This is a genomic window from Shewanella abyssi (assembly GCF_023284025.1).
GTDB classification, from domain to species: domain Bacteria; phylum Pseudomonadota; class Gammaproteobacteria; order Enterobacterales; family Shewanellaceae; genus Shewanella; species Shewanella abyssi.
In genome coordinates this window covers 17,467-40,092 of the sequence record NZ_JAKIKR010000012.1, presented here as the reverse complement: position 1 = coordinate 40,092, position 22,626 = coordinate 17,467, and the positions used below count along the sequence as shown (strand labels likewise).

The following is a 22,626-nucleotide window of genomic DNA, read 5'->3' as shown; positions in this document are numbered from 1 at the left end:
AAACGATTGGATTTATTACTAGAGCCAAGTAGCTGGGCCTTGCTGGCATTAATAGGGCTAATTGCAGGCTTTATCGATGCCGTTGCTGGCGGCGGTGGCCTGCTGTCTATCCCAGCACTATTAGCCATGGGAATGCCTCCTCATATGGCACTCGCTACCAATAAGTTAGCAGCCTGCTTTGGGTCCTCAATGGCTGCGTTCACTTATTATAAGCAAAGGTTATTTTCTCCCAACTTGTGGTATCACACCTTTATTGCCACTTTCATCGGCGCAGTTATCGGCACGTTTATCGTTTCAATAGTCGATAATCAATGGCTTGAAAAGTGGTTACCGCTGATTATTATTGCAATCGCGATTTATACTCTGTTCCAGCCAAATGCCATGGGTTGTAAAAACTGTGAGATCCCAGTTAAGCCTAAACGCAAAATAAAGCAATGGTTGCAAGGCTTACCGCTGGGGTTTTACGATGGTTTTGCCGGGCCAGGCATCGGTGCTTTTTGGACTGTGACCAGTACAGGTATGCATAAGCTTCCTTTGCTCTATAGCTTAGGACTTGCTCGCGCCATGACCTTCACCAGTAATTTAACCTCACTCATTATATTTCTGCTTATGGGTCAGGTACATTTGGCTGTTGGCCTCGCGATGGGAATTTGCATGATGATTGGCTCATACATTGGCGCACATTCAGCCATCAAGTTTGGCCTGCCTTTCATTCGACCTATTTTCATCACCATGATCCTATTAATCGCCGCGCAGTTAGCCTGGAGTGCGTGGGCATGACCACCAATGAACTCATCAATAGACTCAAATACCAGCTGAAACAGTTAGAGCAAGAGGTGTTGCAACACGATGCTAATTTGCCTGCTGGACAACGCAAAATGATGCAAGACGTTGAACGATTTAATAATCAGTTATTTATCCAAGAAGGCGCTCAACTTAAGCCTTGTATCGATCAACTGTCAAAAAGTGTTGCCCAGCTACAACAACTTATCAATGCAAAACGCTCGCCTTATACCATTGTATCGAGCTGTGAAAAAATACAGGACAGGTTCAGCGCCGTTCGCCGTGCGCTCTCCACAACCAATATTAATGTTAAGTCGTTAGAGCAGCAAAAACGTACCCGCCGGGCTCATGCAATAAAGCGTGGAGCAAAAACTCACCAGCAGAGTGGCTTTAGTTGGATAGCATCAAATGTAATGCAAAATAGCCATCAACTGTATCAAGAACTTAATAAACATTTGAACTGGGCCAAGATTATTGAACAAAAAATTGAAAATTTGCAATCTTCTCTTGAATACTGTCATAGTGCTGACAAAATTAGGCTACAGAATGAGATCCTTGCTCAACACTCTCGCCTCGGCAAGTGTCGGCAAGCTACCAGCTATATTGAAGATCGCATCCAGTTATTCGAGCGACCTTTCAAAGGCCAAAATCGTTAAGGAGCAACAATGAAACCGCTACTACCTATTACCGCTATACTCGCTTTATGTGGTTCCTCTGCGGCATTTGCTGCAAACTTGAATATTCCGATGTCATTTGAATATATCGCGCTTGATGGCAAGGAAGTTGAAACCAGTTTGTTTAACCATAAGTCTGAACTCGAGCTCAGCAATGGGACTCACAAGATTGCCCTTCGATACAATGATCTTGTCGAAGATGACTTTAGTGATAGCGAAACCAATATTAAGTCTTCGCCTTTTATCATCACTCTAAAAGTTGATGGTGATTATGAATATCATATGAAGCCAGCTGATGGTGATTTTGTAAGGAATCCCCCTCAGTTTGCCAAATCTCCTCAAGTGGTCATCACTCGAAAGGATAACGGTACAGTCAACTATCAAGTGACTCAGACCAATATTGCTGAAGAGTCTTTTGTCTCGCGTCTTTTTAGCGGTAACACTGCAACAGATGTGGATGTTGAAGCCGCGGTTGCGACTGGTACAGCGACTAGCGTCGCCGCAACATCAAAGACACCGATGGCTCCAGTCAGTAAACCATCTCCATCTTCGAGCCCTATTGTTGCAGCCACTGCCGTTACAGCAACTCAAACTGCAACGAATGCTGATGACGCAGCTAAAGCAGAACAGATGCTGCAGTACTGGTGGCTACATGCTGATGAGAAAACACGTAAACAATTCATGAGCTGGGCCATACAACAACTTTAAGCTCATTTTTTCAGCTAGAGTATGATGCCGCTCATCGATCACGCCAGCTATTCAAAGCTGGCGTGACCTTTTAAACACCGCTCTCCTTAGCTAAATCTCGTTACTTAATCCCCATACTTACTAGCGCAATAAATAGCCATTGCTTGTGTCATTAGAGGGGGATACAGTAGGGTTCAGGATTTGCTAAAGATTCGACATAGCCAGCTATTTTTGGCTGCAAATACAGTGTCGCACCCATAGACTTTAAAAATCCAACCTCATAAATTGATGACATTATATACAAATAATACGCGGGGAGGCTGTATGCAATTAGAGATTAGAAACTACTATGAAGTTCTTTTACTTGAGCTACTTTCAGATGAAGGTTTGTTAGACGAACTGCCTGCAGACTATCTTGCCGATCTATGCTGTGTCACACTCAATCAGCTACCCACCCGCTACATACGACATCTAGTCGATACCTATTTTTTTGAAAATTATGAAGAACTTCAAAAAATGAAAGCAGAGATCCAACAAGCACTTGAAAAATCCAGAGCATTTTTAAAAGAAAATCAACAGGCTTAAAACATAAAGGCCCCACATCGCTGTGAGGCCTTTATGTAGACACGCTTTTGGCCTGCTCCTTGCGTTTACCTTAAGCGTCACACTAGATGCTGGTTAATGGCAACTCCCTCGCCTGCTCTCTAAGGTAATCCATGCCACTGAGGAAACCAACGAACATCTTCAGGGCAATAAATTGCCCCTCCTCGGTGGTGTAATAGTCATCTCCCTGCTTAACAACGGCCCCTGAGGCCTGTAAAAAACTCATTTCCAGCGGAAAAGCCTGCCACAGCGAATGCCCAGTATGAGCCTTAAACACTTGATTATCCAAATGTCCGTGTCCCATCATAATCATTAAATGGTGCTGCATCACCGCTTTACTCTGTAGCGGTTTAGTGTAACAAGTCCCGGATCGGGTTTGGTTCATTAAACGGATGTAATCGGCAATATCGAAACTTGAAATACGAAACTGTTCGCCAAAACGACCAAATGCTCCAGATCCAACACCAAGACAATCTTCGCCATCGAGTACATATTTATTTTCAACTGGCTGGCCAAAACTACGACTGAAAGTCCAGGGAAAATCCATCTCATATCGCTGCGCAAGTGTTTGCTTAACCGCCAAAAACTGAGGCCACAATTCATGAGGGTCTCCTGCCAAACATCCGGCTTTTTTACGGTTCTTTCCGATCCCAATCGTCAAGGGATACGTGGTGATTTGATCTGGGTTCAGCGCCATAGTCTGCAACAGGTCTTGTCGTACTGAATCTGCAGTCTGTACCTTAAAGCCGTACATCATGTCGACATTAACAGTAGGGAATAACTCGATGGCACGAGTGACATACTCAGCCTGTTGCTCACCTGAGCCAAACTTCTCAAACCTTCCCGTGCTTTTGAGTATCGCATCGTCAAAACTTTGCACTCCGATCGACATACGGTCCACTAAGCCCTTCAGCTGATGAGGATTTCCTTCACTGAAATAGATGGGGTCACTTTCACATGATACTTCACGGATTGTCGTTAGACTCTTGATAAGCTCTATAGTCTTAATCAACTCATCTTCGAGGATTGTCGTGGTTCCGCCACCGATATACACTCGGTTAAAACGGTAGCCTCTGGCTATGACCTCACGTATCTCCTGCCTCAATGCTCGGAAATACTCTCTAGCCAGAGTCTCTTGGAACTTAACCTTATGAAATGAGCAAAACCGACACAGAGTTTGGCAGAAGGGAATATGAATATATAAGGTTTCTACCGGGTTTTCGGGGACGCTCTCAACCCCGGCTGCAAAAGGCACTGCATCTCGCAGTGAGAGACATTGTTTAATGCTGCGGTTTATCATCCAATCCAGACTATCTGTAGCCAGATAAAGGCGCGCCTTTGAGAGAGAATACATCATCTTTGAATACCTTTTGAAAGAATACCAACTGTCTCAATGAAATTTAATGAGGGCAATATGCTGTAAATAGAAATATGAGAGTTTAGGGTAATCAAACTGGAGATAATAAACTGTCAGATAGAAGCGGAATTTACGACTATCTATTGAATTTTATTAATATTTGTAGGGTGACGCACATTGTTTTTTCTTTGTTAAAAGTCCATATATAGACAGCAGATAAGGCCGTTAACGGCAAGTCAACTGCTCTTTGGTTAGTGCTTCAACTGAGACAGCAATCTATTTGCTAAAGGTTTTGTAAACTCACGTTACCCAAGAGAGTTTCGCAGATCTTCAGCTACAACAATACGCGCATACCAGATGCCATGACGAGATAGGAACAAAAATGGGGGTGGATCTGAGAAAGTTTTACTCATGGAATGTACCACCAAGTGTACCATCGGAGGTATTTCTTATCTAAGTAATGACGTAAGCTATTGATGTACTAGGAGATTTGGAGGTTCCCCTAGAGCCACACCTCGGCACATGAGTCACTCGCTGCGGTTGCTCCCTTCCAGGCCTGGCCGAATTCACAAGTTATCATTGCGAGGGGACCCTAAGGTCACCATTGATTTCGTTGAAAGCAGATACTCTCAAGAACGGCAGCATTATCTACCATCAAAGCTTTCCAATCAAGTCATTATCTAATTAGAACCCTCACTTTTGGTTCAATCGCTGCTTCTATAAACAGAAAACCTCATTTTAGGGCCTAATTTAGCCTTATCCACAAACATAAATTTAATAACAAGCTTGTTTACAGACTAAGAACGGCTTTGTTTTTCTCGATGAGTTTGTCACCAATGCCTTTTACATTAGATAGCTGATGAATAGAATCGAATTTGCCATGTGTTTTGCGGTAATCAATAATCGCTTTGGCTTTTGAATCGCCAATCCCCTTCAATGATGATAACTGCTCGGCGCTTGCTGAATTGATATTCACCAGTTGGGTTTTCACTTGGGCCCGCTCAGCAGTGCTCACGGGCTCAACTTTTTCGATTGCGGCGTATGCCGCTGGCAGCATTATTAGGTTTGATAGCAATAAAGCGGGTAGTAGTCTTTTATACATAATCTAATTCCTTATGTGATCCTTTAGGTTGTAGCCTTCATCCTTTTCCTTAGCTACGCTGCGAAATGTAGATCACAGCCACGAAATTAGCTAATAAGAGAGCAACATCTCACACGAAAGTTTTACGCGGTGATCTGGATCACAAAAACAACATGGCGTTAAACTTTCAATTTTTTCATCAAGGTATTTGAATCGTTCAACTTTGATAAGTTATTTAGTAATAAACAGACGTTTATAGCGGTTTAACATCAAAAATGCTGTCGTTATCGCGAAGGACGTCACCCAAACGGCAGTACGATTCTGTTATCAAATAACAAGCTAAGTTATTTTGAAGATAATAGTTACTCCTCTAGAGTGTGGTTATCAACAATAATAATGGACATACAAATGTCACTAGACTCTACAGAAGTACCCGACAAAGTCAGCGGTAAGATATCAGGACAGCAAAAGAAACTGTTGATCCTGGCAGCAGATATCATATTGCTATTCCTAATGCATAACTACCTTCCATTTGAACAAGGGGTTAATACGGGTCTTGCACTACTCACCTTCGCAGCAATATTGTGGCTAACAGAAGCTATCCATATCAGTATCACAGCTATCATGATCCCAATCCTCGCCGTTCTCTTCGGCGTGTTTGAGACCAAATCTGCGATGAGTCATTTCGCCAACCCCATTATTTATCTTTTCTTTGGTGGTTTTGTATTGGCTGCCGCTTTGAATCATCAGGGTATTGATAAGTTAATTGCTCAGAAAGTATTAACCGCATCAAAAGGACGCTTATCTGTCGCCTGTGTCATGCTGTTTGGAATAACCGCAGCGCTATCGATGTGGATTAGTAACACCGCCACGACTGCAATGATGTTACCGCTTGCGCTCGGAATATTGCATCAAATAGATATCAAGAAACACAGAAGTACTTACCTATTTTTGCTACTCGGTATTGCTTACTCTGCCAATATTGGCGGTATCGGTACTCTGGTAGGTAGCCCGCCGAATGCGATAGCCGCCGCCCAAGTTGGCCTATCTTTTAGCGATTGGCTTGAGTTCGGACCGATCACCGTGGCTATTATGTTGCCACTGATGTTAGTGGGTCTTTACTTGCATTTAAAGCCCGATCTGTCGATGGTATGTGAGATAAAAACTGAAAAGCAATCACTTACCTTTCAGGGTAAGTTGACACTATTCATTTTCATCACCACGGTCTGCTGCTGGATTTTCAGTAAGCCTATCTCACAAGCGCTTGGTGGTATTGCCCAGTTTGATACTGTCGTCGCCCTCGCTGCTGTCGTCACTCTTGCTGGACTTGGCTTAGTACAGTGGAAGAAGATAGAAACAACGACGGATTGGGGAGTACTCATATTATTTGGTGGTGGTTTAACACTAAGTGCAGTACTTAAGGCTACGGGAACCAGTGTCTTTTTAGCCCATTGGGTAACCGATATATTCGGCAATACTCACATGGCTTTGTTCACCTTTGCTGTCATCGCATTTGTTGTAATGCTAACCGAGTTTGCCAGTAATACAGCGAGCGCCGCGCTATTGGTGCCCGTGTTTGCCGCTATCGCTGAAGCACTAGGCCTGTCGCCAGTCATGCTGTCCGTACTGATTGGTATCGCCGCCTCTTGTGCATTTATGCTGCCTGTCGCCACCCCACCCAATGCGATAGTCTATGGATCCGGTTATATTAAGCAGTCAGAGATGATGCGCGCAGGCGTTATCATTAACTTTATCAGCATGTTTGCGCTTTATATCATCGCGCACACTTTTTGGGATATCTAGCACTTAAGTTGTAATCGCTAACAAAAAAGCGCGGTGAGTAGTTGCTCACTGCGCTTTTTATCCTTCAAATAACCGATTATAAAGCCGCAAGCGCTTTATCTAACGCCGCGATAATATCTTCTACCGCTTCTAACCCCACTGAAATCCTAAGCAAGTTATCTGTAATACCCGCTCTCGCTCTTTGCTCTTCACTATAGGGTGAATGCGTCATAGAGGCAGGATGCTGAATGAGAGACTCTGCATCCCCCAAACTAACCGCAATAGAAAAAAGTTCCAATTGATTAATAAAGGCGATTGAATCTTGTAAGTTAGCGTCCAGCTCGAACGCTATCACCCCTCCCGCGCGCTTCATTTGACGGCCCATAAATGCATTACCACTATGACTTGTCAGTCCTGGATAATACACTTTAGCGACTTTTGCATGGTTTTCCAAAAATAGAGCGACTCTCTCGGCACTATCACAATGCCTGCTAACTCTCACGTCGAGGGTTTTAAGGCCTCTTAGGATGAGCCAGGCATCATGGGGTGAGATCACTGCGCCAATATCTTTGAGAACTTCATACTTAATGACATCCATCTGCTCATGACTGGCACACACAATACCTGCTATAACGTCACCATGACCATTTAAGTATTTAGTGGCACTGTGGATCACTATATCAATACCGTGCTTAATGGGTTGTTGCAGCAAGGGGGTCATAAAGGTGTTATCGACAACACTGACTAAATTATGCTGTTTTGCAATACGAGCTATAGCATCTAAATCAAACACCTCAAGATGAGGGTTAACGGGCGTCTCACAAAAAATAACCTTGGTATTGGGCTTTATTGCTGCTTCAATTTCAGCTAGCTTACAAAAATCGACAAGGGTAACGTCTATACCAAACTTTGCCAGCTGGGAGTTCATCAACGCAAACGTACAGCCATAGACGGCATTTGAGGCAACAAGGTGGTCGCCCATTTGCAAATTTGCCAATAGCGCAGCTGAGACAGCAGCCATACCTGACGCTGTTGCTGCAGCACAATCACTGCCTTCAAGCGCTGCCATTTTACGTTCTAATTCTGCCGTTGTCGGATTACCTAAGCGGGTATAAATATAGCCAGGCTCTTCACCGGCAAATCTAGCGCCCCCCTGCTCAGCACTATCAAATACAAAGGTCGCACTTTGACATAAAGGTGATACCAGAGCACCTGATTCATTTGGCTCTCGTCCAGCATGGATCACTTGTGTTGCCAATTGCCAACTATCTCGCATAACTATTTCCCTACTTAATGCTTGTGATACAGACACAATGAAATAATAGTTGTTGTATTGTCTGCATAGAACCAACCATTTCAGACGCCTAAATTTGAAACAACATCGTTGGCAGTGGTGTGCCAGCCAAGACCAAGGTTATGGGATCTTTAGCTGGGGTATAAGACAATTACCTTGGACTAGTCCAAGGTAATTACAAACCATTTAGAAAAGATTTATGAAGGGCTGCTTGTAAAAAAAATGTTACGTCATACTGGTAGCGGAAAATAACTTAGTTAATTCGCCTTTAAATAAACGGTTATTTGCCAGAAACCGTCTGCTTTTCAGCTTTACTCGTTTTGCTGATAACCACTGAAGTCAGTTCTTTTAGATCTAACAATAACTCTTTATGGATCCCTTTTAGCTTAGGCTTAGTCTGCTCACTAAACTCAAGTGGTCGACACAGAACCATTGCTTGATAGCCTAATCGTGCGGTCAATAGCCCACCGCCAAGACCTTGTCCTAGCCGAGCAGATAACTTACCAGACATCTCTACAGACAATAGCTGAGTGCCTAGATCCGCGACGATCTCACTGGTACCCGCGTAAATAATATTAGTGAGAATTCCGCGAATAAGTTTAATCCGGCTCCAATAACCTAGATCAATCCCATAGCATTTTGCTAGCTGATTAATCATACTTTGATTGCGCCACAGGATGATCGCCATATCAAGTACAGCCAACGGACTTGCCGCTAACAATAAAGCGGATTCTTGCGCAAAACGTCTGACAATTTTCTTGGCAGCGATGTCTCGCTCGGTTAATACCGTCGCTTCGAACAACACTAGTTTTTCAGCATCATTGTGCTCCACACTCACTTGTTGCATATAGCGTTCAGTTTCGGCACTTCTAGGCAATTGGCTGAGTAATGTGTCAATGAAGGGATCAGCTTCGCCCATCTGCATACTGCAGAGCAGTCGCATACCTGTGGTCTGTGTATCTTCGACTTTTTTGAGCATTTTAAGTTTACGCCATTCCGTAAAGCTCACTTTTGCCGCCCAAGACACCACTAAGGTTACGACCACTGCATACAGCGAAAATAACCATGAACTTTGGATAAATGCATCATATAAGCCCAGGCCCGTTTCAACGACAGCAATAAGTAGCACGCCTAATAAACAGGCTTTACCTAGCCAAGCACGTTTACTTGAACCTTTCGATGAAAGACCAGCGTTAAGTTGCGCAACACCGTCAATGTGCTCAGCCAATGTCACCTCTAATTCGTGCTCCGAAAGAGTCTCTATTTCGACAAAGGCTTCGTCAGCCGCAAATGTCGTTGCTGGCGCTATCTTTGTTTCTATATCTGCTTCAACATTGTCAAAACGTTGCTGTTTCTTAATGGGGTTATTATCAATAGCCATAAAAATATCACTTTAGTTTGTCACCGACTAAATACTGCAATACGTGATCAAGTCGAATATGGTCGAAATCGGCCTGACTCCGTTGTTTATCTATCACTGTTCTTGGTGCGAAATTAACAAAATCAAACCCTTGTTCTTGCCAGAAATCAGCTGATGGTAGCGATTTAGGCACCTCTCCTGGGAACAAGGTCACCGCCTCATGACTGGTAAGATCTAAACCTTTCACGACCTCAATATCATGCCCGCTTTGCTTCACCATGCCATGAGTGGTCGATTTAATCGCACTAATAGCCATGGTCTCTACTTCACAACCTTCAAACTTGGCGTGTAACTGACTTTGCTGCACCAGCTGACTTAATAAAGATAAAACATTACCTTGTTGGTCGCGTGTAACATGGTCAATTTTGCTGGCTGCAAACAAGAGTTTATCTATTTTGGGAGAGAACAAACGCTTTAAAAGACTAGATTGGCCGAATTGAAAACTTTCCATCACAGCCTGAAGTGCCGTTTTCATATCTTCAAATTGCTCTTTGCCACGATTTAACGGAGTAAAGCAATCTACCAATACTAACTGGCGATCGAATTTAGCGAAATAATTATGATAGAAAGGCTTTACTACCCGCGAGATATACTCTGAATATCGCTGCTTTAACGTGTGATAAAAGCTGTTTTCAGCACTTTTTTCCAATATAGGGAACTGGTCATCAGTCACATTGATTAACGGAAAAAGTGCCAGTACAGGTGTGCCATCAAGTTCACCGGGTAATAATAATCGCCCGGGTTGGGCATAATAAAATCCATATTTATCAACACAATCTTGCAGTAACAATTGATAACTATCGGCAATTTTTTGCAGTTGTGCTTCATCAGCTGTTGCAGCAAGATCAATACTATTAAGCATTCGAGTAAATTCTGCGTAATAACATGAATGCTCAAATACTACAGTACGCGCAACTTGGGAGGCAGACCACTGCTGAAAGCTTTGTTTAAGCATTGGAAGGTCCAGTAGCCATTCACCAGGGTAGTCAACAATGTCGAGATAGAGCGTGGCGCTATCAGTCAGCTTTGACAATAAGCCCTTCGCTGGACGATACCTTATCGCCAGTCTTAGCTCGCTGATATTGCGCGTGGATTTTGGCCATGTTGACGGCTCATTTAGAATGGAGCTCAGCGCACCGTCACAATTAAAACTGGGGATGGTCAAATCAGGTTGCAGATCTCGCTTCACGCCGTAAAGTCGGCTATCTCTAGCGACCTGCCATAAAGGTAGCTGATGATTACCTTCAATGACTCCAGAGTGCAGCAGTTGATTCACAAGACCTGTGATAAACGCCGTTTTCCCTGCACCAGCAAGACCAGTAACAGCAAGACGTAAATGCTTGTCCGTTGAACGAAGCGCTACTGCTTGGGTTTTTTTACCGAGTTTTTTAAGAGAGCGTTTGATACTTTCCATAGGCGGATATTGCACCGGTAGAGAGGAGTTCTAAGGCAGTATACCTGCATACGCTGCCCTTATTCGAACTATAAGTTATTGATTTCATTTTTAAGATCGTAGTTATCAGATGTTACATATCGCTCTAAACTCTGCAATCTTAACTCTAGCGTTCTAAACTGACTATTCACGTCCCTTAATGCCATTTTAGCTGGCTCACCGGATTGCCAAATTTTCTTCTTAATTTCAATCTCCTTGTGGGCTCGCTTATTCTTGTCAGTGCCTGGTTTAATGTCTAAAATCATCCAAAGTAATACATAGATAATAAACACAATCCCGGTGCCACCAAGTAAAAATATTGAAGCGGCGACCACTCTGACTAACCATGTTTCAAAATTGAAGTAATCAGCAATCCCTGCACATACACCGGCTATTTTACCTGATTGAGGAATTCGATATAAAGTTCTGCTTGTGCCTTCACTCATTTCTACTTCCTCCTTTATTTTATGCCTAAATTGAGATTATTTGTCTTACTGGAAAAGTCTGATGATTTATACATCACGTCCCCTCCATTGTGGTGCCTCGGTATCCAAGATGGCCTCAAGTGTTTCAATACGTTGTGACATCTTGTCGGCCTTGGTAATAAGCTCATTTAACTGGCCGAACTCTTCATCCGTAAGCCCCTGACTTACTTGTCTTTTACTGCGGTAATGCAGTATCAACCAAATCGGAGCCACGATAATCATAAAAATAATAATTGGGGCTATCAAAATATCCATGTTCATAACTCACCTCTGCTCCGTGACTATTTAGTCTTAGCTTTTGCCTTGCTTGCCTTCATTTTAGCTTTCAACGCTTCAAGCTCATCATTGACAGAATCTTCAGCTTCAAGTGCCGCAAACTCGTCGCTTAAGCTATTCTTTTTACCTAAGTCGTAAGCTTCAACTTGTGACTCTAACCCTTCAACTCGACGCTCATATTGCTCGAACTTACTCATCGCGTTATCGATTTTACTTGAATCTAGTTGCTTTTTAACTTCTAAACGAGAAGATGCGGTTTGCTTACGCATAATGATAGTTTTCTGACGTACCTTGGCATCAGCTAGTTTATCTTGTAGTTGTCCAACCTCCTCTTTTAAACGAAGAATATGTTCCTCTACTATAACTAATTCAGCTGCTAAGCTTTCAGCTAGTTCGTTGGTTTTTTGCTTTTCAATCAAAGCAGCCTTGGCAAGATCTTCACGATCTTTAGACAATGCCAGTTCAGCTTTACTTTCCCAGTCATGAACTTGCTGTTGCACTTTAACGACTCGGCGAATAATCTCTTTCTTTTCTGCAAGTACCTTGGCAGAGGTTGAACGAACTTCGACGAGCGTATCTTCCATCTCTTGGATGATCAGACGTACCATTTTTTCAGGATCTTCAGCCTTATCAAGTAATGAGCTGATATTCGAATTTATGATGTCTGCAAAGCGTGAAAAGATTCCCATAATAATTTCCTCTAATTAACGTTGGTTTCGATAAATACTATCCAGTATTCGTGCCAACTTTACATTTCTCTTACCATACATGTACTTAACCAAAATATTAACTTTTCCTTTCAATTACAAACAAGGGATCATATTATTATTTTCACCAATTATTAGCGTGAAAGACTAAAACTTACTGTGACCAATCAATTTCAGCAAGACAATCTTATTGGACAATCTAATGCATTGTTAGAGGTTCTTGAACATATTTCCCAGGTAGCCCCACTTTCAAAGCCTGTGCTAATCATTGGCGAACGTGGCACAGGCAAGGAACTTATTGCCGAACGTTTACACTACCTATCAAAGCGTTGGGATCAAAGTTTTGTAAAATTAAACTGCTCCTCATTAAGTGAGAACTTATTGGAGAGTGAGTTATTTGGCCATGATGCTGGTGCATTTACTGGCGCCAATAAAAAACACGAAGGCCGTTTTGAGCGTGCTAATGGTGGTACGTTATTTTTAGATGAGCTCGCCAATACCTCAGGTCTCATCCAAGAAAAGCTTTTAAGAGTGATTGAGTATGGCGAGTTCGAACGTGTCGGTGGTAATAGAACCGTTCAAACCGATGTCAGGTTAATTTGTGCTGCCAATGAAGATCTTCCCTCTCTGGCTGAAGCTGGGGAGTTTAGACCCGACTTATTAGATCGATTAGCATTTGACGTAATTACACTGCCGCCACTACGTCACCGCCCAGACGATATCATGACGCTGGCAGAGTATTTTGCTGTCGGAATGGCAAGACAATTAAAGCTAGAACTATTTGAAGGTTTTAGCCCCAGTGCTGTACAACAGTTAATGGAGTATCGTTGGCCAGGAAATGTTCGAGAACTCAAGAACGTAGTTGAACGTAGTGTCTATCGAAACGCGGAGTCAGGTACGGCGATTACTCATATCACCATAGACCCATTTGCATCTCCTTATCGGCCAACGACCCGAGTCAAAACCAAAGAGAGACAACACTTACAAGATACCCCAGTAGCAAGCATTGCTCCCGAGCCTTTGAAAACAAACGCTATCAACTTCCCAATTGATTTTAAAACTCACTGCGAAGAAAACGAAGTCAAGCTGCTAAAGCAAGCGTTAGAAGCGGGACAGTTCAACCAGAAAAAAACCGCTGAGCTGCTTGGGTTAAGTTACCACCAACTTCGTGGGATCTTAAAGAAATACAACTTACTGGATAAATAATTGCTGTTAAGCTGCTGGCACTGTTAAAATACCCATTAACGTTCAAATCATAAAATGATTGCTTAATGAAACAGCTGCAAAAGCGAATAGGCCTTGTAACCTGTATAACGGTGATAAACCTGTTACTTGTTGCCTGTGGACCGCAAAAGATCCCCACGGGCTTAGTCTATTGCTCAGAAGGTAATCCTGAAAGCTTTAACCCGCAGACGGTGACATCGGGTACCACTATTGATGCCACCTCGCAGCAGTTGTACGACACCCTCGTTGATTACGACCCCCTTACCAGCTCTATTATTCCCGCTTTGGCCATATCTTGGCAAAGTAGCGCCGACGGTCTTACTTATCGATTTAAACTCCGCAGCGGCGTACAGTTTCACCAAACAGACTACTTTACTCCAACCAGACACTTTAATGCTGACGATGTTTTGTTTTCTTTTAACCGCGTTATTGATCCCGAAAACCCTTATCACAGTGTTTCAGCAAACGGTTACCCGTTCTTTCAAAGTATCGGTTTAAGTCAAACGATTAAGCAGATAGAAAAAGTGGCCGATGACGAAGTTGTGTTTCATTTAAACAAGAGTGATGCCTCTTTTATCTCCAATCTTGCCACTGGTTTCGCGGTAATTTTGTCCCAAGAGTATGCTGCTACATTGTTAGAGAATCACAGTCCGCAGAAATTAGATAGCGCCCCCATTGGCACCGGGCCTTTTAAATTAACAAAGTATGTCAAAAATGAATATATTCGTTATCACCGAAATGAACAGTTTTGGCGCAAGCTTCCCGAGTTTGAACATTTGGTTTTTGACATAACACCAAAAAGTACTGCCAGAATAACCAAACTCATTACCGGTGACTGTAACGTATCTGCGTTGCCAAAAGCAGGCGAGCTTCCCGTTATAAAACAGCATGAGCACTTAGAGCTCGACACTCAAGTTGGTTTTAACGTCGCTTTTTGGGCCTTTAATACCAAAAAAGCACCATTTAACGATGTTCGAGTGAGAAAGGCGCTCGCTTATGCTGTTGATAAACAAAATATTATTCGAGCTGTATATCAACAAACAGCCATTCAGGCTACTGGCATGTTGCCGCCGCAGTCTTGGGCTTATCAGTACAACCGCAGTAATTATGGTTACAACCCACAAAAAGCAAAAGAGTTGCTAAAGGAAGCCGGCATTGAGAAACTCAACATTGATGTATGGGCGATGCCTGTGGCACGGATTTATAATCCCAATGCATTAAAAACGGCTGAATTAATTCAGGCCGATTTAGCCAATATTGGCGTAAAAGTAAACATAGTGACCTACGACTGGAGTGTATTTAATCAAAAGCTTAATCGCAGAGACTATGATTCAGTGCTAATAGGCTGGAATGCCGATAATAGTGACCCTGATAATTTTTTCTCCCCTATATTAAGTTGCGACGCGCAAGGCTCTTCAAGCAATAGAGCGCAATGGTGCAATCCAGAAATGGACGAAATACTCGCGAAAGCTAAAGCGACTACCATTAAGACCGAACGCAAAAAGCTCTATCAACAAGCAGAAAAACTATTTAATGAACAGCTACCTATGTTACCTTTTGCTCACGCTACCCAGTTAACCATTAAGCAAAAAAACATCAAACAAACTCAGCTGACTCCTTTTGGTGGGATCTCATTCGAGAACACCATGAAAATCCCCCCAGAGGAGATGCACTAATGGCTCGTTATTTATTAAGAAGGCTCAACTTATTTCTGGCCACCTCTTTGGTGTTAATCGGTGTTTTATTCATTGCTACCAGCCATTTTCCCGTCGAGCAACAGTATGCTTTAACAGGGATAGAGTCCCCAACAACAGATCAGCTCGCGTTAAGCCGCAGTGAATACCGACTCGACAGCAATCAATTTCGCCAGTTTATTGCCTATACCAAGCAAAGGGTTAGCGGCAACCTTGGTGTCTCTATTACCTCACAAAAACCCGTTATCGATGAACTGAGTCAAGTACTACCTGCATCGTTCGAATTGGCTATCGTTGCTGGCATACTGGCGATGAGTCTAGGGGTTCCTTTAGGCATATTGGCGTCACTCAGTAACAACAAAATCACCCAGCACAGTATTATGGCGATTACCCTTACGGGCTATTCTATCCCGGTATTTTGGCTGGGATTATCTTTATCACTCTGGTTTGGTGTTGAACTGGGTTGGTTACCTATTTCTGGCCGAATTAATCTGCTGTATGAGATTGAGCCTACGACCGGCTTTATGCTTATTGACACGCTGTTATCTCAATCTATATATCGCAGTTCTGCATTTTTAGATGCTGTGCAGCATATTGTGTTACCCGCTATAACACTGGCAGTACTACCGTTCACGGTAGTCGTTAGAATAACCCGTGCAGCAATGCTGCATATTATGAATGAGCCTTATATTCGTGCCGCTGAAGCGCGTGGACTACACACTGGTACCATAGTATTACGCCACGCTCTCCCGAATGCCTTGATACCCGTACTTAAAAACATGGGATTGATGCTCGGAACATTTGCAAGTTACGCCATGATAGTTGAAGTCATCTTTTCCTGGCCGGGTGTTGGTAGTTGGCTGGTCTCTGGTATATACCAGCGTGACTATACGGTTATTCAAGGTGGGGTATTAGCCGTTGCATTAATTATCATCTTCTTCAGTATTTTTATTGATGTGTTACATAACGCCTTCAATCCAATCACTAGGAAAGAAATTTATGCCGCGAATTAGCATATATCAAGAAGATGACATCCCCTCACCTATGCGTAAGTTATGGCAAGCATTTGCCGATAACCCTTTCGCATTAATGGGTCTATGGGCAGTAACTTGCTTATTGTTCTTGGCTATTTTTGGCCCTTGGATCGCGCCATTTTCGCCAGAACAACAAGACCCTCTCGCGTTACTTTTACCGCCTTCATGGGATGCCAGTGGCACGGTTGAACATTTTTTAGGTACCGATGATTTAGGCCGAGATATTTTTAGTCGCCTGCTTCATGGAGCACACCTCACCTTTGGTATCGCATTGGCGATAGTCATCGCCTCTCTTAGCGTAGGTTTTGTCATAGGCTCAATATCCGGCATGATGAAGGGCCTTAAATCATCTATCTTAAGTCACCTGCTGGATGCATTATTATCAATCCCATCACTACTAATGGCTATCCTAGTCGTCGCCGTCACGGGGCCAGGATTAGGCAATGTATTTTGGGCAGTAGGAATCGCACTAACACCACAATTTGTGCGTGCTATCCATCAAGCGGTTCATGAGGAGCTGCAAAAAGATTATGTCACAGCTGCTAAGCTTGATGGCGCCAATTCAATACAAATATTTTGGTACGTTATTATGCCCAATGTCTGGGAGACCGTTATTATTCAAATAACACTCGCAATATCAGCAGCTATATTAGATATTGCGGCGCTAGGTTTTCTTAATCTCGGCGCACAAGCCCCGAGTCCTGAATGGGGTGCTATGGTGTCCCAAGGCTTAGATAACATCCTAACAGCCCCTTGGACGGTCACCATCCCGGGGGTTGCTATTTTATGTAGCGTACTTGCCATCAACCTTGTAGGTGATGGATTAAGGTCGGCGCTATCGCCGCTAAGAAACTAACACTATGCCACTTCTTGATATTAGAAATCTCACCATCGAACTTGACACTCCTCACGGCCGAGTCAAGGCCCTAGAGCGAGTATCCTTAACCATCAATCCCGGCGAACTGCATGGTTTAGTTGGAGAGTCTGGCTCTGGCCGCAGTTTGTTGGCAAAAGCGATATTGGGCGTTCCAGGTCATAATTGGACCATCACAGCCGATCGCATGATGTGGGATGGGCAAAACTTGATGGAGATGTCCTCCAAACAGCGACGCAACTTAATGGGTAGTGAGATAGCTATGATCTTCCAAGACCCAACAAGTAGTCTGGATCCCGCGATATCTGTTGGTAGCCAAATTATTGAAGCCATGCCCACCAATAAGAGCTTACCTTTTTGGAAACGTGGCAAGTTTAAGAGAAAAACGGCTAAAAAATGGCTGCATAAGGTCGGCATTAAGAATACCGAAAAAGTCATGGACAGTTATGCGTGGGAGCTGTCCGAAGGCGAATGCCAGAAAGTCATGATAGCCATGGCGGTTGCCAATCAGCCAAGGCTGCTCATTGCTGACGAACCAACCGACGCTATGGAGCTCAGCACCCAAGCACAGATATTTAGATTACTCAGTAAACTAAACCAGCTGCAAAACGTCTCTATTTTGTTGATCAGTCATGAGCTCGAAACCTTGGCTGGTTGGTGCGACCAATTGACCGTTCTATACTGCGGTCAGGTCATGGAATCAGGTCCTACTGCCGAGCTGCTAAAGCAGCCTTTTCATCCATACACTAAAGCCTTAGTCGATAATGCCCCAGACTACTCAGGTGCATTAGCGCATAAATCAATGCTGCAAACCCTGCCAGGTTCAGCACCTGCATTGCAACACTTGCCTATTGGCTGTCGACTCGGTCCTCGCTGCCCGCAAGCGCAAAAGAGATGTGTCAGTCAACCGAGTTTATGCCACAAGAAAGATCGCTATTTTGCTTGTCACTTCCCCTATCATATCGAGTCTTGTAATGACGACACCTCTACTTAAAGTAACCGACCTAAGCAAAAGCTACTATTCAGGTTATAAGCGTTTCAAGCGTCAATACAATCAGGCGTTGTCACCCATTTCATTTGAATTAAACACTGCTGAGACGCTCGCTATCGTCGGTGAAGCGGGATCAGGCAAGAGTACGATTGCTCGAATTCTTGTGGGGGCTGAAATTCGCAGTGGCGGAGAGATTTTTTTTGAAGGTCAACCATTAGAGAAACATGATTTAAAACAGCGTTGCCGGAAGATCCGGATGATTTTCCAAGATCCGAATACATCGTTAAACCCAAGATTAACCATTGGTGATCTACTCGACGAACCGCTTAAATTCAATACCGATCTTTCAGAAAAAGAGAGACGGGCTCAAGTGGTCGATAAACTGAGAAAAGTCGGTTTATTATCAGAACATGTCGATTTCTATCCGCACATGATCTCCGAAGGACAGAAGCAGCGAGTCGCCGTAGCCAGAGCACTAATGCTTGATCCTAAAATCATCATTGCCGATGAAGCGCTGACCGCACTCGATCTTTCTGTACGAGCACAAATTCTAAATTTATTACTCGAATTACAGCAAGAGATGGGGCTTTCTTACATCTTCGTGTCCCATAATATGAATATTATTCGTCACGTTAGTGACAAAATCATGGTGTTAAAAAAGGGCCAGCTCATTGAGAAAGCAACCACTGAGCAGCTGTTTAATGCGCCTCAACATGAATACACACAACGACTAATACAAGAGCAAACTTTGTTTACTCGTAAGAAGTAAACTGCTCCAACCACTGAGAAAAATACTCAAATTTGCGAAAAATAAGTGTTATTTGATGTGGGTTTATTTATCCTAGAGACAATTTTTTCAGAGAAACAGAAAATATGATTATTAAACCTAGAACGCGTGGCTTTATTTGCACCACGACTCACCCTGTTGGTTGTGAAGCAAATGTACTTGAACAGATCAACATTACTCAAGCCAAGGGCAAAATTGCTAATGGTCCCAAAAAGGTATTAGTCGTCGGTTCTTCAAGCGGTTATGGTCTTTCTTCTCGTATCACAGCAGCATTTGGCAGTGATGCTGCCACCTTAGGTGTATTTTTTGAAAAGCCAAGTACAGACACTAAACCAGGGACTGCTGGCTGGTATAACACAGCCGCATTCGACAAATTTGCTAAACAAAAAGGCCTATATTCTAAAAGCATAAATGGAGATGCCTTTAGTCACGAAGCCAAGCAAAAAGCGATTGAGCTGATTAAACAAGATCTCGGTGAAGTCGATATGGTGGTCTACTCTCTGGCATCTCCAGTACGAAAACTGCCTGATAGCGGTGAGCTTATCCGTTCTTCATTAAAGCCTATCGGTAAGCCTTATAAAGCAACAGCCGTTGATACCAATAAAGATATCATCATTGAGGCCAATGTAGAGCCTGCAACTGAGCAAGAAATTGCCGATACCGTCACCGTAATGGGCGGCGAAGACTGGGAATTATGGATGGCTGCACTTGCTGAAGCAGGTGTATTAGCAGAGGGTTGTAAGACTGTAGCTTATAGCTATATTGGCACCGAGCTGACTTGGCCTATCTATTGGCACGGCGCTTTAGGTAAAGCAAAAATGGATCTAGACAGAGCCGCTCATGCGCTTGACACTAAGCTTTCAGCGACGGGTGGCAGTGCTAATGTTGCAGTATTAAAGAGCGTAGTAACTCAAGCTAGCTCAGCGATACCTGTTATGCCGCTGTATATTGCAATGGTGTTTAAGAAGATGCGTGCCGAAGGCCTTCATGAAGGTTGTATCGAACAAATCAATCGTATGTTCAGTGAACGTCTCTATAAAGCCGACGGCAGCGCCGCTGATGTTGACGATAGCAACCGTTTACGTTTAGATGATTGGGAATTGAGAGAAGAGATCCAGCAACATTGCCGTGATCTTTGGCCACTAGTGACCTCAGAAAACCTTTCTGAACTCACTGATTACCGCGAATACAAAGAAGAGTTCTTAAAGCTGTTTGGTTTCGGTATTGAAGGCATAGATTACGAGCAAGACGTTAATCCAAATGTTGAATTTGACGTGGTAGCGATCTAAATATCAGTATAAATATCGATAACCTTATTAAAACGCCGCTTTAAGCGGCGTTTTTTATGCCACGAATTCCATGCTAATCCTGAGTTTTTACTGGGTAAAATAAATTAAGCCTGGGTATTCACGCATATCAATATCAATAAAATTGAATCCGTTCGCTGACAAACAGGCACAAAAAAGCCGGCTAATGCCGGCTTCTTTTTAAGCGTGTATTACCATTACTTACTCAACTACAGGGTAAAGTACTTCACCCTTAGCTTTTAGAGCAGCGATGACAGCGCGGTAATCGTTCTCACTGTATTGTGAGCTTAAACGCTGCTTCAATGCATCGATAAGATTGCTATCAACGCCTTCTGCGGCATTGACCTTATTAAGTACCACTACGGCATAACCGTTAGCCAGTGCAACTGTATCGACGGTTGAACCTTCTGTAGGTTGTGCCATTGAAAATGCTTTATTAACCACTGCACCATCAATCTCTTGCTCAAAACGTGCAAGCTTTTCTTTTGCTAGGTAATCAAGGGTTACGCCGTCAGTTTTGAAAGTTGCCATTGCATCTTGTGCTTGCTGACGTGCCGTCTCATTAGCTTGCTCTTGCTTCAAACGTCCCGCTATTGGATTTCTAACTTCTTCAAGCGCCATAGTACCAGCAGCTTTATGTGAGTTAACACGGATGACGACAACGTGGTTTGATTCAACTTCAAGCACATCACTGTTCATACCATCAAGTAACACGCTCGAAGAAAATACCTCCTTCAAGATAGCTGGCTTGCTGAACAACGCTGGCGCACTATTACGAGTAAACTCTGCAGTCGTTTTAACTTCAACACCAAGCTCTCTTGCAGCTTCTGACAAAGTATCAGGCACTTCATAACTTGTATCAGCAAGGATCTGCTGTAGTTCGTAGAACTTATCTACCGACTGCTGCTGTTGCAATTGGGCAATGATTTTCGCTTTTACGTCTGCAAAAGGAGCTTCTGCACCCGGTTGGATATCTAGCGCCTTAATAATGTGATAACCAAAGTTGGTTTTAACCACATTTGAGTAGCTGCCTTTATTCAATCCGAATAGTGCAGTATCAAACTCTGGCTCCATTACACCCGCTTCAAACCAATCCAGTTGACCACCTTGCTCACCACTGAATGTATCTTGAGATTCAGCTTTAGCAAGCTCGGCGAAATCGTCACCATTTTGTAGCTTCTGATAAATCGCTTCAGCCTTTTCTTCAGCGTCATCTTCATCAAGTCCAATGAGAATGTGAGCCGCTAAACGCTTCTCAGACTGCAGATACTGTGCCTTATTCTCATCAAAATAAACTTGAGCATCCGCTTCAGTAACAGCAACATCTGTCGTTAGCTGCTTGGCATCAAGTTCGATGTAATTGAGGCTAACCACTTCGGGTCTAACAAACTGACCTAGATTTGAGTTGTAGTAAGTTTGGATCTGCTCATCAGTGACACTCGCTGCAGCAATGAAAGGTGCAGAGTCGATGACCAAATAATTAATATCGCGTGTTTGTCCTTGGATATTAGCCAAGTACTCAGCTTCACCTGCTAATACAAATTCAGAACCCACTAGTGTTGCCACTAATTGGCGACGCGTCATATCGGTGCGCATCATGTCTCTAAAAGAGTTAGCTTGGTAGCCTAGCTGACGCAAAATCGATTGATAACGGTCGTTATCAAATACGCCATCAGTCTGAAATGCAGGCTCAGTCATAATCGCAGCGCGGATCTGTTCGTCTGAGACACGAAGTCCTAACTCAGCAGCGTTTTGATCTAATAGCTTTTCAGCCACTAAACGCTCTAATACACTCTGCTTAACGCTCTGCATATAATTTTCATCTGCAGATAGCGTTGCGAACATATCACCTAATTGCTGCTCAAGACGACCACGCTCATTCTCATAAGCTTGCTCTAACGCTGAACTGCCGATCTCTTCACCATTTACGGTAACAGCTGCAACCTCAGTTGAAGAACCTAAATAACTACTCACACCCGTAAATGCAAATGAAAGTATCACTAGCACTAAAATGCTCTTTGCAATTACGCCTTGCGACCCTTCACGAATCTTTTCTAACATCAGACTTCTCGCTGGTTGCGATTAATAAAATAAAAAGGCGCATCACTCGTTGGATGCGCCTTTTTGTAATTTA

General features: G+C 43.3%; 21 protein-coding genes and 1 other RNA gene. 12 read left to right on the top strand and 10 right to left on the bottom strand.

All coding sequences use genetic code 11. The features are described 5' to 3' along the window. Nucleotides 1-6: 6 nt before the first annotated feature. The 4 genes from L2755_RS07560 to L2755_RS07545 all read left to right on the top strand — a co-directional run bounded on the left by L2755_RS07560 (nucleotide 7) and on the right by L2755_RS07545 (nucleotide 2,729). The gene (locus L2755_RS07560) at nucleotides 7-780 is read left to right on the top strand and encodes a sulfite exporter TauE/SafE family protein (RefSeq protein ID WP_248980075.1); all 774 of its coding nucleotides are present in this window, start codon (nucleotides 7-9) and stop codon (nucleotides 778-780) included. After that, nucleotides 777-1,439, top strand: coding sequence for a primosomal replication protein (locus tag L2755_RS07555; RefSeq protein WP_248980074.1), 663 nt, complete (start codon nucleotides 777-779; stop codon nucleotides 1,437-1,439). The genes L2755_RS07560 and L2755_RS07555 overlap by 4 nt, the downstream gene beginning before the upstream one ends. Before the next feature lie 9 nt (nucleotides 1,440-1,448). Then, a complete protein-coding gene (locus L2755_RS07550) occupies nucleotides 1,449-2,165 on the top strand; it encodes a DUF2057 domain-containing protein (RefSeq protein WP_248980073.1) in 717 nt (238 codons plus the stop codon). Nucleotides 2,166-2,468: 303 nt separating this feature from the next. Further along, nucleotides 2,469-2,729 carry a late competence development ComFB family protein gene (locus tag L2755_RS07545; RefSeq protein ID WP_248980072.1) on the top strand — a complete coding sequence of 87 codons (261 nt, stop codon included), beginning with the start codon at nucleotides 2,469-2,471 and terminating at the stop codon, nucleotides 2,727-2,729. A gap of 82 nt (nucleotides 2,730-2,811) precedes the next feature. On the opposite strand, the gene L2755_RS07540 is transcribed toward L2755_RS07545, so the two are convergent. The 3 genes from L2755_RS07540 to L2755_RS07530 all read right to left on the bottom strand — a co-directional run bounded on the left by L2755_RS07540 (nucleotide 2,812) and on the right by L2755_RS07530 (nucleotide 5,206). Continuing rightward, entirely contained in the window at nucleotides 2,812-4,104 is a 1,293-nt protein-coding gene (locus L2755_RS07540) for a coproporphyrinogen III oxidase family protein (protein ID WP_248980071.1), read from the bottom strand. Nucleotides 4,105-4,603: 499 nt separating this feature from the next. After that, nucleotides 4,604-4,700, bottom strand: an RNA gene (ffs, locus tag L2755_RS07535) — signal recognition particle sRNA small type. A gap of 194 nt (nucleotides 4,701-4,894) precedes the next feature. Beyond that, the gene (locus tag L2755_RS07530; RefSeq protein ID WP_248980070.1) at nucleotides 4,895-5,206 is read right to left on the bottom strand and encodes a ComEA family DNA-binding protein; all 312 of its coding nucleotides are present in this window, start codon (nucleotides 5,204-5,206) and stop codon (nucleotides 4,895-4,897) included. 387 nt (nucleotides 5,207-5,593) lie between these two features. Here L2755_RS07530 and L2755_RS07525 point away from each other — a divergent pair, with 387 nt between their 5' ends. Further along, nucleotides 5,594-6,988 carry an SLC13 family permease gene (locus L2755_RS07525; RefSeq protein WP_248980069.1) on the top strand — a complete coding sequence of 465 codons (1,395 nt, stop codon included), beginning with the start codon at nucleotides 5,594-5,596 and terminating at the stop codon, nucleotides 6,986-6,988. Nucleotides 6,989-7,064: 76 nt separating this feature from the next. Here L2755_RS07525 and L2755_RS07520 read toward each other — a convergent pair whose 3' ends face one another. The 6 genes from L2755_RS07520 to pspA form a co-directional block, all read right to left on the bottom strand. Next, nucleotides 7,065-8,243: a trans-sulfuration enzyme family protein gene (locus L2755_RS07520; protein ID WP_248980068.1), complete on the bottom strand. Its 1,179-nt coding sequence runs from the start codon at nucleotides 8,241-8,243 to the stop codon at nucleotides 7,065-7,067. 298 nt (nucleotides 8,244-8,541) lie between these two features. Next, nucleotides 8,542-9,642 (bottom strand): TIGR01620 family protein, encoded by a 1,101-nt coding sequence (locus tag L2755_RS07515; protein ID WP_248980067.1) that lies wholly within the window; start codon nucleotides 9,640-9,642, stop codon nucleotides 8,542-8,544. Nucleotides 9,643-9,649: 7 nt separating this feature from the next. Then, nucleotides 9,650-11,095, bottom strand: coding sequence for a YcjX family GTP-binding protein (locus tag L2755_RS07510; protein ID WP_248980066.1), 1,446 nt, complete (start codon nucleotides 11,093-11,095; stop codon nucleotides 9,650-9,652). A 68-nt stretch (nucleotides 11,096-11,163) separates the two neighbouring features. Next, the gene (gene pspC / locus L2755_RS07505; protein ID WP_248980065.1) at nucleotides 11,164-11,559 is read right to left on the bottom strand and encodes an envelope stress response membrane protein PspC; all 396 of its coding nucleotides are present in this window, start codon (nucleotides 11,557-11,559) and stop codon (nucleotides 11,164-11,166) included. A 66-nt stretch (nucleotides 11,560-11,625) separates the two neighbouring features. Beyond that, nucleotides 11,626-11,859, bottom strand: coding sequence for an envelope stress response membrane protein PspB (pspB, locus tag L2755_RS07500; RefSeq protein ID WP_248980064.1), 234 nt, complete (start codon nucleotides 11,857-11,859; stop codon nucleotides 11,626-11,628). Nucleotides 11,860-11,879: 20 nt separating this feature from the next. Then, a complete protein-coding gene (pspA, locus tag L2755_RS07495) occupies nucleotides 11,880-12,563 on the bottom strand; it encodes a phage shock protein PspA (RefSeq protein ID WP_248980063.1) in 684 nt (227 codons plus the stop codon). Nucleotides 12,564-12,740: 177 nt separating this feature from the next. On the opposite strand from pspA, the gene pspF reads away from it, so the two are divergent. From pspF to fabV, 7 genes are all read left to right on the top strand, one after another. Further along, nucleotides 12,741-13,787 carry a phage shock protein operon transcriptional activator gene (gene pspF / locus L2755_RS07490; protein WP_248980062.1) on the top strand — a complete coding sequence of 349 codons (1,047 nt, stop codon included), beginning with the start codon at nucleotides 12,741-12,743 and terminating at the stop codon, nucleotides 13,785-13,787. A gap of 65 nt (nucleotides 13,788-13,852) precedes the next feature. Then, nucleotides 13,853-15,481, top strand: a complete 1,629-nt coding sequence (locus L2755_RS07485) for an ABC transporter substrate-binding protein (RefSeq protein WP_248980061.1) — start codon at nucleotides 13,853-13,855, stop codon at nucleotides 15,479-15,481. Continuing rightward, the gene (locus L2755_RS07480; protein WP_248980060.1) at nucleotides 15,481-16,512 is read left to right on the top strand and encodes an ABC transporter permease; all 1,032 of its coding nucleotides are present in this window, start codon (nucleotides 15,481-15,483) and stop codon (nucleotides 16,510-16,512) included. Before L2755_RS07485 ends, L2755_RS07480 begins: the two co-directional genes overlap by 1 nt. Next, complete coding sequence (locus tag L2755_RS07475) at nucleotides 16,499-17,389, top strand: ABC transporter permease subunit (RefSeq protein WP_248980059.1); 891 nt, start codon at nucleotides 16,499-16,501, stop codon at nucleotides 17,387-17,389. The genes L2755_RS07480 and L2755_RS07475 overlap by 14 nt, the downstream gene beginning before the upstream one ends. 4 nt (nucleotides 17,390-17,393) lie before the next feature. After that, nucleotides 17,394-18,401, top strand: coding sequence for a peptide ABC transporter ATP-binding protein (locus tag L2755_RS07470; protein ID WP_248980058.1), 1,008 nt, complete (start codon nucleotides 17,394-17,396; stop codon nucleotides 18,399-18,401). Next, nucleotides 18,382-19,167 (top strand): ATP-binding cassette domain-containing protein, encoded by a 786-nt coding sequence (locus L2755_RS07465; RefSeq protein ID WP_248980057.1) that lies wholly within the window; start codon nucleotides 18,382-18,384, stop codon nucleotides 19,165-19,167. Before L2755_RS07470 ends, L2755_RS07465 begins: the two co-directional genes overlap by 20 nt. A gap of 104 nt (nucleotides 19,168-19,271) precedes the next feature. Then, on the top strand, nucleotides 19,272-20,474 hold the full coding sequence (gene fabV, locus L2755_RS07460; RefSeq protein ID WP_248980056.1) for an enoyl-ACP reductase FabV: 1,203 nt from the start codon (nucleotides 19,272-19,274) through the stop codon (nucleotides 20,472-20,474). Nucleotides 20,475-20,693: 219 nt separating this feature from the next. Here the strand turns inward: fabV and L2755_RS07455 are convergent, their stop codons facing one another. Beyond that, nucleotides 20,694-22,553, bottom strand: coding sequence for a SurA N-terminal domain-containing protein (locus L2755_RS07455; RefSeq protein WP_248980055.1), 1,860 nt, complete (start codon nucleotides 22,551-22,553; stop codon nucleotides 20,694-20,696). Nucleotides 22,554-22,626: the final 73 nt, after the last annotated feature.